Origin of the sequence: uncultured Eudoraea sp., from assembly GCF_947490415.1 — a bacterium.
In the GTDB taxonomy this organism is placed as follows: Bacteria; Bacteroidota; Bacteroidia; order Flavobacteriales; family Flavobacteriaceae; genus Eudoraea.
In genome coordinates, this window is record NZ_CANLGX010000005.1 from 180,723 (window position 1) to 195,884 (window position 15,162).

Sequence of the window (15,162 nt, forward strand, 5' to 3'; positions counted from 1 at the left end):
CTATTGTTGTACTGTTTTAATAACTGCAGAAGCTCCTATTTCTCTTAAGGAATATGAAACTTTCCAATGATTTGGATAGTTATCGTCACTTGCATTAATAAACAATGATTTTAATCTATTTTCATGATTTCTATAATTCAAATCAACAGGCTGTGGCAAGTTGTCGATTAACCCTATCCATCTTTCTAGTAATTCATTCACTTTAAAATCAATATCATCAACTTCTTCTTGTGTGATTATACCGTCAATAGTTGAAGTTATTCCTGCTGTTCTGGTTTGCAAATGTTTGTCTAACTTTTTTCCGTTATTATACACTTCTTGAACTTCTGAAGTTATTAAATCCTTGATAATTTTAATTTTATCGTTGTCAATATCTCTAGCAGATTCATTATTTATCAATCCCAAATCTTTATTGTGGCGAATGATGACAATTGCATACATAGCTAAATAGCGATCTAAAGCTTTACTTGCAAAAGGAGTTACAGATATTGGTTCAACATAGCTATAAAATTTTTCGTGAAATTCTTTGAATTTTTGATAATGAGAAATATCTCTCGACCTGAATGGGTGATGCACTGTAAAAACAACACCATCTTCATCTCTTGCTACCCTACTTGAGGCCTGTATGTATTCAGCAATATTTCTAGGCATAGAATTAATCACAATAGTATTAAACCGTGAAACATCAATACCTACAGATATCATATTGGTAGAAATAACGAATTCTGGCGAGCTAATTTTTTTTAATTTCAATTTATCTGAATCCTCTATTGGCTCCAGGAGAGTCCATTCTTTTTCAATATCAGCTAAATGTGTTTTAACCTCTTCACCAGATAATCTACCTGTAAGTTCGGAATACTCTATTCTTTCTTTCCTTATTAACTTATCTAAGAAGCTCCAAGGAATGGTGTTTTTTATAACATGGTTTATATCTCCAGGTAAATAATGGTCTAACTGTGATTGTGCCTTACCAACATCTTTTAAACTGTTATAATACGCTAGGATAGTATGATAATAATCAAATACCTTTTTAAGCTTTTCAAGAGTTTCTGGAGTTTCAAAAACTTCATCAATGGTATATTTTTCTTTAAAATATTTTAGCCTATGACTTAAGCTAATGGATATGATACGTAATTGCATCCAAACTTGAGTTTTTCCTATAGGTAATACTCCAATATACTTTCTTTTAGATTCATATTCCCATATGTTATCTTGATTTACTTTTCTTTTATAAAATGCAAAAAATGAATCGTCACATGTAATTCCTTGTTTGGGAAAAATTTCAGACCTCCTATTAAACAAGGCAAAAATTTGTTTGTCGGTATTTCTGGTTGTTGCCGTGGAAGTGACTATTTTGGGTTTTATTTTGTTCCCATTTTCATCATGGTAAGTACATAAATAGTCTATACTTTTCTCAAACAAACCAACTGAAGAACCTAATGGACCTAACAAAAGATGTAATTCATCTTGAATTATTAATTCCGGTGGTAAAACATCCCTTTCATTATATCCTTTGCCCACTAATCTTTGAGAGTCTTTATTTCTTCTGCCACTTTCTGTAGATACATTATTAGCAAAAGCTGCAAATTTATCTACCGTACCAAATAATAAGGTTGGAGGATATTTATAAATATCCTCATCAAATAATCTAAATGGCAAACTTTTTGTATTAGATGGTCTTCTGCTATGAAAAGTGCAACCTGTTGTATTGCAAGCGATATTTAATTGATCATTAATCCCATAATTCCCAAAGTGATTTGGTTTTATATTCTTTAAATCCTTATCAACAAACAAAGCTCCCCCACACCAAGGACAATTTGTAAAAGGAATATTCGTGGAAATTGATTGATCATTTTCGATTAAATCAGAAATCTTCTTTAACTCTTTAATCATAGATTTATCACCTTGACTCCAATAGTTTGGCAACGAATCTCCTCCTACAAATAAACCAATAGAAATACGTTCATCGCCTAAAGAAAAGTTTTCGGGTAAAGAAAATTCATCTTTTCTAATTACATCTAATGCAAAAATTAGTATTGTAGCCCTTTGAAACTGTTGAAGGGTTAGCATTCTCAAAGTATAACGCATTAGAATTGTAGTGCCATAACCGTTTTCTCCTTTGGTAAATCTTCTTAAGGAAATAGCGAAGGCAATTATTCCTAAATATGCCTCAGTTTTACCACCACCAGTTGGAAACCAAACCAAATCTGCAATTTCATTTCTTTCAGGCCAACCTGAACCAAATACATCCTCTACAGTGTTATCTTCCTCATTTGGTTTTACAAAAGCATCTATGTTAAGAAGAATAAATGCCAACTGAAAAGAACGCCACTTATAATCATTTTCCAATGAGACATTTTTATAATACTTCTCATCGTTATTTTTAGGCACAAATAGTTTGTTCCCTTTATCAGTTTTGATACTATGATGTAACTGCATAAACATAGCAGTGTTCATTGTTCTAAATGAAGCAATAGCTTCTTTATTTCTTTCTAATAAAGCAATGTTTCTCTGTAATCGCCTATAATCTTTTCTACAAGCTTCTAATTGTTTGTTAAGTAGTTGTTTTGATTTATCATTAAGCTTTTCATTATTTAAATTTAAATTTTCTTGTTTGTCATTTATCCAACAAATAGAACCTTCATTACCATAGGCATCAATAAATGAATTTAAACCATCAATAACTTCTTCGTCTTTAGCGTTGCTCAAAGTAGACAAATAGCGCATAGATAAAATACCATCATCTAAAAGCCTATTTTTTATATCGTTGCCTTGAATTTCACTAGGCTTGAAATCAACCGATGGAGTTTCTTGTGTCGGTAGAAAATCAGATGATATGAAGGTTAGGTTGTCCTTTGATTTCCCCCAATTAACTGATGTATTATATCCTTCTCCATAATCTATATATTCCCTGTATATTAATTTATTAAAACTATCTTCTTCATCAAAATCTAACAATTGAGGAGGGTTATATTGTAAGAGTGAATTTTTAGTGGTTTCATTAATTTTTAATTCAACACCAAAGAATGATAATTTATTTGCTCTGTTTTTTTTATTTAATTGAGGAGTCTCATTTGGTTCTAACTCATATTTATTAGCGTTTTCAATTAATATTTTCACATAAACTTCATTCTCCTCCGCTTTAGGAATTAAGTATTGAACATAATATTGCAAACTTTCTTTATCCTTCTCGTCAATTGCTTTTCGTTTATCTCTTTGAATTGCTATTCCTTTTAACTTTGGTAAAGTAATTTTTCTACTAGATATTTCAGATTCCCAAACTGGTGAAGAGTCCTTTTCTTTTAGAATTGTTTTTAGGTCTGTTGTAATTTGAATTAGCTGATTATAAATCTCTAGTTCTTTTATTAAATCTTTATATATAGAATAGTTAACGATTCCACATTCTAATTTTTTTTGAATAAAGCTGCTTATTGCGTCACTGAAAATTGTGAAAACATTGGAATGAGAATACTTTGTATCTGAGATAGAGTAAAACTGTTTATTCCCATCCTCTAAACCAAAATACTTTACTCCTTTGACCATATTTAATTCAACTATTTTATTCTCAAAAGGTTGAATTAAAGCTGATAGGAATTGATCTCTTACGTATGCATTTAATAAATTATAATCAATACTGTAAATATCATCTTGATTAAAAATCCTTTTTGGATAAACAAAAAGATTATTATCCTTTTCCTCAATTCCAAAATCTTGTGTTAAATATTTTGTTACGATATGTTTTATTTCAGCCTTATACTCTTTTATGTTTATTGCTATTCTGTTTTCAAGAAGGGTCTTTTTCGAAACTTGCTTATATTTCCTGTAAGAAAGTGAAATTAGCAAATCATCATTAATGTTTTTGTTTTTGTCAAAAACAAATGATAACCCAAAAGTATTAGGATAATTTTGCTGTGTTAGTACAATATTTGAAGATGTGTCTTCAGAAATATTTTCATCATCTGCAGAAGTATTTGAGCTTTCTTCTTCAATATCTTCACTTTCATCAATTACCTCTTGACCTTCTTTTCTGTTTTGTGGTTGAGTGGGTTGAGTGGTTATTGGAAATAAAATGGCGGAACTGTATTGATAAGCAGGAACCTCTGGGATAATTTCATTAAAGTTCTGTAAGGCAGGAATCTGAGATAAATCTTTTCTATAATACTCTGATTTGTCCCAATCTTTAAGAAAAAAGTATTTTTTATTGTATGCTCCTGGGCCTATAATTTGTTCCTTAACAAAAATCTCTAAACCATTTCTTTTTTCTATGAACTCATTCATTTTTTAATAGTTTTTATTTCAGTTAATGTGAGTTGACTTAATATTGTTGATATTATAGATTCAGAAATTTCTGTGATTTCAGTTTTATCAGTAGTATTGAAAATGCTGTTGTATTTATTAACAATTTTAGATACTGTATTGATAATAGTTGGGTCTTCAATTTTGCCTAACCAATTATTTTCTAACAACAACTCAATAATTGATTTATACATCTTTTTTAAATCATTCTGCTTGCTTCTTCCATAATATGCAATAAATGCTAGTTGTTGATCTGAGTGGTTAATGTTTAAGAACTCGCAAATTATTGCCCAATCTTTTTTTCTTCTTGAAATTCTAAATGTATGCTCTTCATTTATTTCTAAGACATAGTTATTATCAAAGTAATTTTGATGCTGATAAGAAATACCTTTATTTTTTAAAGTTTGATAAACATTTTCTTTTTTAAATAACTGATTTTGATACTTCAAAACATCTTGAGGTATATTTACCAATTTATCGTACAAATTATTCGATTTATACAATTCTGATATATCAATATTTCTTACAAAAAAATCACCCTTTTTAAGATTAAAAGCTTTTACAAATATCAAGGTGTCCTTTTGTAATAGAACTTTTTCTGTTGATGAAATTGCTAGTTCATTTTCTAAGTATTGATTTATTATAATTATTTTATTCTCGTGGTTAACTTCAGAAGCAGTGTTTTCAATTTCTTCAGCATTTGTGAATTCTAAATCTTCCAAATTTGGATTTTCATCTTCTATTTCATCTTCTATTTCATCTTTGTATTTGCTTCTATAATTTTTTAAATCCAATTTAATTCCTCTTTTTATCTCTATCTTTAACTCTTCAATTTCCTCTTTGTTAGAAATATAATTCTCATCCAAAGCTTCTCTCAAGCCAATAAATAATGGCGTAAATTGATAATTGAATAAATATAATTTAATAAAAGGCTTGTATCCAAAATATAAAAAATCAGGTACCATTACATTAATAGTATCCTCACAATTAAACTGATTTAAATTTGCTAAATAGATAATATTAAATGAGTCAAATACTTTTACGTTTTTATAATTATGAGATTCGACTTTATCGATAAATTCAACATTTTTGTTAAGAGAAGTGACATAGTTTCTAAAATTATTATATACAAACTCTAATCTTTTTTTTCTTAAACTTTTTAATTCTGGAAATAGGATTATTGTTGAATCTGTTAATACACTTTCAATCCAATTTAATTCAATCACCTCATCTATAATTTTTTCGATAGTTCTTATTATTGGCTTTTCAGCAACCGCGGGAAAGTCTTTTTTAAATTGCTTAAGCCATTCCTCATTGGTTAAGGAAGCATTTAAAAACAGCAACCAATATTTAGGGAAAGGAGTTGTGAATTTATTTAATTCTAATTGAAACCACTGCTCATTAAAAGATCTAAACAATTCATATAAATCTTTACTGTGGTTTGTATCAATTATAGTATACTCTATTTTAGTTGTTAGATTAGCTTCGTCTTTTAATAGAACCAAATCATTTTTTAAAATGTCATTGTATGCAAAGCGATTATTAAAAACTAATTTGAATTTCTTTTTAGCAATATCGATTAAATAATCGTGTGGTTTTTTAGAATATGGATATTTTATTAAGAGACTATTATTTAATTCTTGAGCCATAAGTTGGTCCTCTAATTCCATAGCCGAGTCATCGTCTAAAGTGCTATCAACAAAAAATAGATTTTCAGAAATAAATTCATTATCAATATTTTCTAAATTATTAAAGGATAACATCGTTTCATCTAGTTCAATTAGTAGTGGGAAATCAAAAACCTCTGTTTTTCGGATGCTTTTAAATAATTCAAAAGTGTTTTTGATTGTTTTTGATTTATTAAGCCTTATTATTTCTTCTTTACTAAAAACAGGTAAAAATGCATCTAATTTTGCAAGCGTATTTTCTCCTTTTGTAAGCGTATTTTCTCCCCATAAAACGTGGTTTTCGTTTAGTTTGATAAAATCTAAAGTCAATTCATCCATTTTTTCACAGGATGATGCATTGAATATATCAAATAGGCAAGTGCCTTCAAATTCAGTTAGTTTTTCCCCTTTTAACAGATTAAAAACTACAGTAAAAGCCCTGATATAATTAAAAGATAACGTTAATAGTTCCTCAGAACAATAGGGTAAATGCAACGAAAGCTTTTCTTGATTTGATACTAGAAAACGAAAATACCAAGATCCTATGACTGCTAATTCATTATTATTTTCTTCTTGTAGAAAATCAATAATTACATTATGGATTTTTTTAAACTCTATTTTGTCCATAAGACTATTTTAACCTGATCCATAGCTCTTGTAACTGCTACATAGTTTTGAATCTTAGACTTTTCATCCAAGTTATTTGTAATTAAATACACAGATTTGTTTTCTAGACCTCTATATTTAATTGGGGTTGTAAACCTAATTTTAGAAGATGGAATATTAATGTTACTTTCGACTAATTCCTCTAAATCATTTTTAAAATAATCTTTAACTATTTCTTTAAAATAATCAATTAATGAGCTGTGAATTAAAATTATTTGTTCTGTTTTTATGAATTTAGTTTCGTCAATAATTTCTTTAATTATTTTTAACTTTTCTACTAATTCTAAAACTATTGCATCATGTTTAATCACATTACTATTAAGTAGTTCATTAGAGAGAGTTACTATATGTTTATTTTGTCCACATCTGTATGTTTCGTCAAATAGATAATGTGTAAAACCATTTTCAATATAAAAATCTGTATAAAAGGAAATGTCATTAAAATTGTAGATTATAGTTTGTTTAGGATCATATAGGACCAGCAGTTTGGGAAGTTCCATGTTATATTCAAATTGTTCAATCAACTCGAATAATCCTTTATTAAAATATTCCTGAGCTTCATCAAAAATTACGAACTCAATTTCATTAGATAAATCTTCATTTATGGAATTTTCATGGTACACTTTGAATGTAATTAATGTATCGTCTACTCGGTAATCTCTAGTAATAGAATGTTCGATTTTTGCCTTTATTAATTTATTTGCACAATAGTATATGCCTTTTTGTTGCTTCAAAATATTTACTGCTAGAAACTTCTTAGCCAAAACAGTCTTTCCTGTTCCTGGCCCTCCTTGAATAATTACCTTTCTATTTCTACTTAAACCTTTTAAAGTTTCATAATTTTCATTTAGTATGATTTCTGAATTGATTCTCTCTGGATTAAATCCATATGAAGATTGAACCGGAAATAACTCGGATTTTAAAGATTTTAACTTCTTTGAAGATAGTTCAGGATACTTTTCAAACCTTTTATTATTTACCTTTTCAGTTGTCCAACTAGGATTCAACTCTTTTAAAATTTTACTCCTTGAAGATTTGGATAAATCAATTAAAAAGTCAAAGAAGATTTTATTTATGGTCTTATCATCTTCACCCTCTTTTAAATTAGAAAAGCTCTTCTTAGAAAAAAATAAATTCTTATAGCCTTCTAATTGAGGTCCTTTTAATTCAAAACCAGCTTCATGAGGCAAGACAACGGCTCTATAAATAAAAATTCCCTCATCTAATAATTGTTTTAATGTATGAGTATATTCTTTAGCTTGATTAAATGGGTTCTGAGTTTTATATTCACCTGATTTATCAAATGAAAAATAATTATCATTCTCATCTACTCTTAATCCACCTCCTTTTACTTCAATAATCAATATTCCATATTTAGATAATAATAGAAAATCTATTTGACCTTCTACTTTGCCTTTACCGGCAGGATGGGTTGATAGGTTATAGTCGTGTTTAAGAATCCAGGTTTCATTTTCATTTAATAATTGAAATTCATTAAACTTCAAAAACTGATTATAGAGCCATATTTCTCCAAAAAGTGGAGACCCATCTTTTTTAGTTATTGAAGTTTCAAGATTATTTACCGGGTAGTTATTTAAAAGTATAATTGACAATATTTTTTTGGTTTTAATGAAACAATAGAATAAAAATTTTGATAATGAAGTTACCGGTAATTAATTTAATACGAACAAACAAACACCTTAAAATAAATATGGTTTTACTTGTAGTGTGTATCTATATGTAAACAAGCCATAAATCTACTTAAGTTGAATATGAATATTTGTGATATATGTCATAGAAATAATTTTTGTCTATATTTTTTGTAATAAACCTACAACAATATAATTCTGAATTTATTTGATTTTAAGAATCCCAAATTGAAAATTCAAAAAGTATTTTCTATATTTGTAATGCATCAGGAACGCTATTGAGCGTACCAACCGAGCAAAAAAGCCACGGTGGTTTCGTATGTGGACATTCAGTCAAAATAAATAATTCCATTCCGTCCATATTTAAATTCTGTTGCATAAACCTTTAAAAATTTATGCATTATAAAATCGTTCAAAGCAACCCGTTTTTTAGAAAAGGGATACGACTATTTCCCGTACATCGTTGTCAGGATACCTTGCGGTTTGTACAAGCTAATACCGATTTACCGAAGATTGCGAAAACTGTCCTGGTTTTTTTGGAGAGGAGTGAATCTGTATTACTAAATCAGACTTTTTTCAGCTTTCATTTCAGAAAAATTATTTAGATGGAATACATAGTCTAAAGTGAGTATTCTCCTCTGAGGGGGTGGGGTCTAATTTTTGCTGGTTCCAATTACATTATTATCAGTGAGTAACCTAAATTTAACAACTATTCCGCAATTTAAGGCTTCTATCCTATATTATGCATACTGATTATCAATTATTTATGGCTCTACTTGACATAATGAATATTATAGCACATACTTGATTGTGATTGTACATATGACAAATTCATTCTTTTTGCGTGCTTTTTAAATTATGAGAAATTTTGAGAATTTAAAACGACAAAAACACGTCTATAAAGGTTTTTTAATTACTTCTTTTAATTCTCTGTAGTACTATTTTTTAAGTTGGTTATTACTGTTACAACCCCGTTACAACCTCTTTTACACCCATTTATAGACTTATTTTATTGGTAATCATATAGTTACAATCTCTGTTACGGTTGTTACAACCTATTTTAAGTAATTTTATATATTGACTATTATTATTTACATTTTTTCCTTTCCCCCGCGATACTTTATATTAACCGTAATGGTTGTAACAACTAACCAAAACATCTATAAAATAAAGGCTTCCTAGACATCGATTGGTTGTAACACGGTTGTGCATCCGTTACAACCGTTACAACTAAACCTTAAAAATCAGTAGGCTCAACATCTAAGCACTTCCATTTCCTTTCACGCTGTACATATTCAAAAGGTAGTTTTTTATGTTTTATATAAATATTTATCATCTTTTTGACATTATTCTTGTGAAAATATTTCTCCACTTTCATAGGATTATCATAGGCCTGATATATTTCAAGAAATCTTTTCACAGTAAAGTCTTCAAGCTTAACTTTCTCAAAAATTCTCTCAAATTCGTCAAGAACGGAATCGCCGTTAAAATTTGCAAGAAAGTTATCCTCATCTTTGTCGTAGTTAATAGGTGTAATACCGAATTCTAAATAAAGTCCTACACAAGAAAAAATAAAAGAATAGAACTTATCCCACTCCCGTTTATCCCATTCCTCAAAAAATGTGCAACCAAAGAGTTCATCAACCTTGTTCTTCATGTTAAAAAAATCAGTCAGTTTAAACTCTATAAAGCGTCGATTAGTAGATACATTGGTTTCATCGTACCTTACCGCCCAATTTGTTGTGATAAGAAATTTAGGAGCTTCTATAAACGAGATTGTTTGCGCAGCCGTTCCTTTCCTTTGACAGCTTATGTCTCCCAAAATGTTTGTATAAAGAGCATCATAATTAAATCCTGCCGGAACATCATCAATAACGTAAACATTCACATCTTTCGTAAGGTCGGCAAAATTGTGGATATAACTCGGTTTGAACTCGTCCCCTCCTTTTAGCATGGTCTTTTGGGCATGCCCTATTGCCCTAGCAATTATAGTCTTTCCTCTACCACCCATACGGTTGAGGTCATTAGCCCCCGTGTCAGATAGAATAATAGCAGGGGAGAATGAGAACCTCTTGTACGAGTGACATAAATAGCCTATCATACAGCAAAAAGCATCAAAATCCATCACTTCCTTCTCACTTAAATCATACTTTCTTGGGTCTTTTCCTGTAGAGGCCATGATTAGAAATTGTTCAAACATACCTGGATCACTTTCCTTATAATCGAATATACGACCCTGTATATCATGCGGAGGAAAGAAACCATCTACTGCACTATACTCCAATCTCTCAAGTGCCTCTGCCCCTTTTGTATATTTATAAAATCCATTTTTAAAGGGCAATCCAAAGCAATCACGAGTATCAGAGTAATATTTTAATGGTTTCGGATCCATTAAAAAGAAAGCTTGATTAATCGCCGTATTCACCTCCCTGGCTATTCTGTTTTCTACCTCATCAACATAATTTTCATTAATATTTTCTTTAAAAAAGGGAACGGTATCTGTTCTATGATTAAATGGTGCTACTACATTGTTTGAATCCTTAAAGATGGTAACTTTATCATTATCCTTTTCGGTAACTCTTATAAAGTTTTCATCCGATAAGAAATCAGCATACTGCTTCGGACTTGTCTGTAATTTGCCCTCAGAATTGAATTTGTAAAAGTTCTCTTTTTCGTTTAGAACTACAGGCTTAATACATTCTTTAATTGCAAACTGAACGCCATCAATATTGAGGTTAGAACATTCAACATTTTTAAGAACAAACACACCATCATGTAGACGCGCGTAATTCTTTAATCCATTGTTTTCTACGAAACCCTTTATAGCATTTTCTTCTAATGATACTAAATCTCTAAAAACACCTCCCTTAGTGTTAAAACGTTCCTCTGTAATAACCTCATCCACCCTTTCACCATAAACCACCTTCAATTCCCTCCTTATGGCCTCAATAGACCCCCCCCCTACACCAGAATGAGTATTTATTAGGGTATTAAACTTCTTTTTGTCAATAATGTCATATACATCATTGATTCGCTCAATACCTAGCTGTGAATCGATAAATGTGGGATAAGCCCTCTTAATGTCATATTCTTTAACCTCTATAGGCAATTCACCTCGAAGGACGCTGGGTATTCCGGTTAAAGGATTGTATTCTCTATGCCCTTGCTTCTTTACATTGAATAAAGGGTTAAATTCCTCTTTGTAATGTCCATTTAGTTTCAATATCATAAACAGAACATATCTCTTATAGGATTCCATATTAAAGGGATCATATCCGGCCTCGTCAGCATTCTTATAATACCGTTTTAATTTATCAATATCATGACGAAAAAACTTAATATTCAACTCCTTGCCATTGATATAAGAATCAACATATTTGTAGTAGTCGTTATGCCTTAATGGATTCCCCTCTATAAACCTATGATATATCAGAAATGATTTATCGTACGAATTAGTGTAATTCTCTAAACTATTCACTGCATCCTTAAATGTAAAACTACCTTTTCCTTTTTGTGAAACACTCCTTATACGCGATGTAAAATCATCTTTCCAGTCCTCAATTATGGACCTATATCCTGCAATATATTTCATACTATCACAAACGGTTTATGGATATTCGCTTCCTCAAGTACTTGCCTTGCCATTTTTATTATGCCATTTTTATCTCCCCAAATTGATCGACAAAACACTCCGGTAATTCTCCTATTCTGATACTGTAATTCGTAAATAGGCAATACCCCCCCTAACAAAGTGCAAATGATTTTTAACTCCGTGCCTTTATGCTTATCTTTGCCCTGTCCGCTCTCCAACGGTTTAAGGCTTTGTTTTCTGTTAGAATCCATGGCCTTATTTTTTTAGGGGTGTTAAGGAATTTTCAACTTCTGACCTTTTGTAAAGAACACGATTGCCTATTCCATAGCTTTGTAGTTTTCCCTTTTTAGTATAAGACCATAGTGTCGTTTTGGTTATTTTTAGCAAATCGCAAACCTCATTTATTGTAAGCAATTGTTCTGAGAAATTCGATTTTTCTGAATTTGCAGTTAATATCTCATTAATAGAATCAGTGATTTTACTTACAAGGCTTTTTTCTGAGACACCTTGTAAAATAATAAGTTTTTCGTCCATATCTTTTTGTTTTATATGGCCGCAAGTACCTAATTGAAAGAGGTTTAAAAAAAGTACTAAAAGGGTTAAAAAAGGGTTTTTATAGGGTTTTTGAATCTAGCTTTATTTTTCCTTATAACTGTTTGCCAATTCCTGCAATTTTATCCTTTCAGAATCTTCATACTTATATGTTGAAGTTTTGAAAGTAGTTAGTTGAACATTAAAGTTTGTTTTTACAAACTCCGTATATTGTTTCTTTGTGAAATTAAATCTATACAACTGACTATCAGGGTTATCTTTTTTTAAGAAATAGTATAAATTATGATACTTTGTCTTAAATTGATAATTGTAGTTTTCATGAAGAAATGAGTAAAGACGGAACCCTTTTTCACTAAAATGGTTTTTATCAAAAGTCCCGTAATCCCTGGCTTCTAGTTTGTCGATCTTCAATTCTCCTTGCCATTCTGCTTGTACTATGGAAAACAAAAGTTCAAGTCTATCTGAACCCATATTTAAGTCGCGAACCATATTTGAATCTTTATATCCTGAGAACCCATTTAAAGTTGCCAAATTATTTAATCGGCCGCCTTTTCTTGATATATAGTTTATTCCGTACTTTTCTTTTAAGTATTCAGAAAGATCTAATTCATTCTTTGGAATTATATTGATACCTTCCTCCGCTAACTTCAAATAACGATTCGTTATTGCCTTGAAACCAAACTTAGGACTATTCATGGACCAATGAACAACAGTTTTAGAAGGGTTAGCATTTATTAAGGTTTCAAAAGATTTAATCACATCGATTTCATCCTTATCAGCAAAATAATATTCCTTAACATTGTCTTTGAAATAAATTGCTCCTATCCAATAAATTTCATGTTTTTCATTCTCAAAATCGGCACAACCATAATGCGTAATGATTATATCTTCCTTGTAGGGTAGTTCCATGTTTACGGTGTTCGGTTAATTAAGATTTTAGTTTTTCAAAATATTCTATCATTTGATAGGCATTATCATAGGTTGTTTTTCCAATATATTTTAGGAACATCTTTTCAGTGCCGTGACCGGTAATGTTAATTAGTATAGGCGTAGGAATCTTACCATAGAAATTTGTTGCGAATGAACGCCTGCAGACATGTGATCCTATTAATTCATATTTAGGATATATCCCTTTCACACTTGGCATGATCCCTTTTCCGCTTGACCTTTTAAGTCCAGGAGTCGGAGTATCCAATCCCCCTAATTTGCAAATCTCCTTTAAATATGCATTAAAATTTTGCAAAGATATTTGATATGGAAAACCATCTTGTAATATTTCCTCCGCTTGAGGAAGTAATGGAACAGCAACTAATTTTCCGGTTTTGTTTTGCCTAATCTCGACAATTCTAGTTCCTTCTAATTGTTTAATATTATTATTTGAAATGGCTAACAGATCACTGCCTCTTTGTCCAATCAAACAACCAAGTAAAAGCCATTTACGGGCGTTTATTAAAGCCTCCCGCTTTAATGATAACTCTGATATGGTTTGCTGCTCCTGTACTGATAAATAGATTATAGCTTCATTTGACTTCTGTTCAGAAAAACTTCTAATATTCTGTAATGTAGATGAGGTTTCAATGCCATTCATCCTGGCATCATTACATACTGCCTTTAAATTATCAATATTTTTTCCTGCATAATTAATAGAATAATTTTTTGAAAAAAGCCAAGATTTAAAATCCTCAGCAAAACTCAAATCCACTTCTTTAATTAATATAGATTTCCCTTTTCGGCTTTCTTTTTCATACTTAAGTATCATTCCTTTAAAAGTAATGTATCCTTTAATCCTTCTTATAGAAAGTCCAAGGCTACCCTTTTGATTTGATCTTTTATCTGCTGTTTCAATAATATGTTGAATGTAGTTTGTCAACCAGTCAAGTCTAAATACCGGTTTTTTATTATTGTACAGATCAACTTCATTTTCTAACCAAACACCGTCTATGCCTACCCCGTTTATAACAGCTTCGTTTAATCTCTTTTCAAGTTTAAATGAAAGTTCTTGTAAAGATGATTTTAGATTTTTTAAGTCAGCATCTTTGCCAATTGGTAAACCTTTTGAATTACTCCAATTCTTTGGGTTAATTGTTAACCCGGTTTTACGTTTAAAATCCTTTCCCCTTCCTAATGAAAGCCGGAGATATATATTTGCTTGCTCGGCACCACTTTGAAGAAGATATTTTATTGATGCCATAGAAATCACTCGTAGATTTTAAATTTAACAATTCTAGCCAACATTTAGCCAACATATCCTAAATATTAATAAATTTATATGAACATCATTGAATGACATTTGCTAGAAAAGCCTATATTTATTATGATTTTCGAATCAACGAAGTTTAACGCGTTTCAAAGAATAACCTCCCGCCTCGAGTACTTATAAACCCTCTTAATCATTTGATTTTGAGGGTTTTATTATTATAGTAACAAGAATAGGTAGATTTCTTGAAAAAATCTTGATTATTCAAGATTGAAAAAACTTGATTAATCAAATCTCCTTAGGAACATTAGTGTACTTATCCAGACTTTTTCCTTCGATAAACTGTCCTTTACCTATGATCTCATCCTGTTCTATATCCCAAATTACCTCAACAAAGAACTTATTTATATCATAAAGGACATATTTAGAATTACCTTCTATTTCTATAGATTTTGGCAGGGGTGCCAAGCAATTTAAATAATATAGGGGAGTGTTTAGGAGCTTACCTCCAAGGAAGGTATAAGGGCCTGATATCAAATTTCA

Annotated in this window: 9 protein-coding genes and 1 riboswitch; all 9 genes read right to left on the minus strand. The window is 30.3% G+C overall.

Annotation, left to right across the window (positions count from 1 at the left end):
• The 9 genes from Q0874_RS14490 to Q0874_RS14530 all read right to left on the minus strand — a co-directional run bounded on the left by Q0874_RS14490 (window position 1) and on the right by Q0874_RS14530 (window position 15,087).
• Window positions 1–4,278 (minus strand): helicase-related protein, encoded by a 4,278-nt coding sequence (locus Q0874_RS14490; RefSeq protein ID WP_299164228.1) that lies wholly within the window; start codon window positions 4,276–4,278, stop codon window positions 1–3.
• A complete protein-coding gene (locus tag Q0874_RS14495) occupies window positions 4,275–6,590 on the minus strand; it encodes a hypothetical protein (protein WP_299164229.1) in 2,316 nt (771 codons plus the stop codon). The genes Q0874_RS14490 and Q0874_RS14495 overlap by 4 nt, the downstream gene beginning before the upstream one ends.
• Window positions 6,578–8,242, minus strand: a complete 1,665-nt coding sequence (locus Q0874_RS14500) for an NERD domain-containing protein (RefSeq protein WP_299164230.1) — start codon at window positions 8,240–8,242, stop codon at window positions 6,578–6,580. Before Q0874_RS14500 ends, Q0874_RS14495 begins: the two co-directional genes overlap by 13 nt.
• A gap of 294 nt (window positions 8,243–8,536) precedes the next feature.
• Window positions 8,537–8,630: riboswitch (SAM-I-IV-variant riboswitch) on the plus strand.
• An 885-nt stretch (window positions 8,631–9,515) separates the two neighbouring features.
• The gene (locus tag Q0874_RS14505) at window positions 9,516–11,870 is read right to left on the minus strand and encodes a hypothetical protein (protein ID WP_299164231.1); all 2,355 of its coding nucleotides are present in this window, start codon (window positions 11,868–11,870) and stop codon (window positions 9,516–9,518) included.
• Complete coding sequence (locus Q0874_RS14510) at window positions 11,867–12,121, minus strand: hypothetical protein (RefSeq protein WP_299164232.1); 255 nt, start codon at window positions 12,119–12,121, stop codon at window positions 11,867–11,869. The genes Q0874_RS14505 and Q0874_RS14510 overlap by 4 nt, the downstream gene beginning before the upstream one ends.
• Before the next feature lie 4 nt (window positions 12,122–12,125).
• A complete protein-coding gene (locus Q0874_RS14515; protein WP_299164233.1) occupies window positions 12,126–12,404 on the minus strand; it encodes a helix-turn-helix domain-containing protein in 279 nt (92 codons plus the stop codon).
• Between the two features lie 102 nt (window positions 12,405–12,506).
• Window positions 12,507–13,331: a hypothetical protein gene (locus Q0874_RS14520; RefSeq protein WP_299164234.1), complete on the minus strand. Its 825-nt coding sequence runs from the start codon at window positions 13,329–13,331 to the stop codon at window positions 12,507–12,509.
• A 19-nt stretch (window positions 13,332–13,350) separates the two neighbouring features.
• Window positions 13,351–14,613 carry a phage integrase SAM-like domain-containing protein gene (locus tag Q0874_RS14525; RefSeq protein ID WP_299164235.1) on the minus strand — a complete coding sequence of 421 codons (1,263 nt, stop codon included), beginning with the start codon at window positions 14,611–14,613 and terminating at the stop codon, window positions 13,351–13,353.
• Between the two features lie 294 nt (window positions 14,614–14,907).
• Entirely contained in the window at window positions 14,908–15,087 is a 180-nt protein-coding gene (locus tag Q0874_RS14530) for a hypothetical protein (protein WP_299164236.1), read from the minus strand.
• Window positions 15,088–15,162: the final 75 nt, after the last annotated feature.

Excerpts from the sequence above, each read along its gene's own strand:
- Q0874_RS14490 (WP_299164228.1), bottom strand. The coding sequence starts at position 4,278 with ATGAATGAGTTCATAGAAAAAAGAAATGGTTTAGAGATTTTTGTTAAG.
- Q0874_RS14495 (WP_299164229.1), bottom strand. The coding sequence starts at position 6,590 with ATGGACAAAATAGAGTTTAAAAAAATCCATAATGTAATTATTGATTTT.
- Q0874_RS14505 (WP_299164231.1), bottom strand. The coding sequence starts at position 11,870 with ATGAAATATATTGCAGGATATAGGTCCATAATTGAGGACTGGAAAGAT.
- Q0874_RS14510 (WP_299164232.1), bottom strand. The coding sequence starts at position 12,121 with ATGGATTCTAACAGAAAACAAAGCCTTAAACCGTTGGAGAGCGGACAG.
- Q0874_RS14515 (WP_299164233.1), bottom strand. The coding sequence starts at position 12,404 with ATGGACGAAAAACTTATTATTTTACAAGGTGTCTCAGAAAAAAGCCTT.
- Q0874_RS14520 (WP_299164234.1), bottom strand. The coding sequence starts at position 13,331 with ATGGAACTACCCTACAAGGAAGATATAATCATTACGCATTATGGTTGT.
- Q0874_RS14525 (WP_299164235.1), bottom strand. The coding sequence starts at position 14,613 with ATGGCATCAATAAAATATCTTCTTCAAAGTGGTGCCGAGCAAGCAAAT.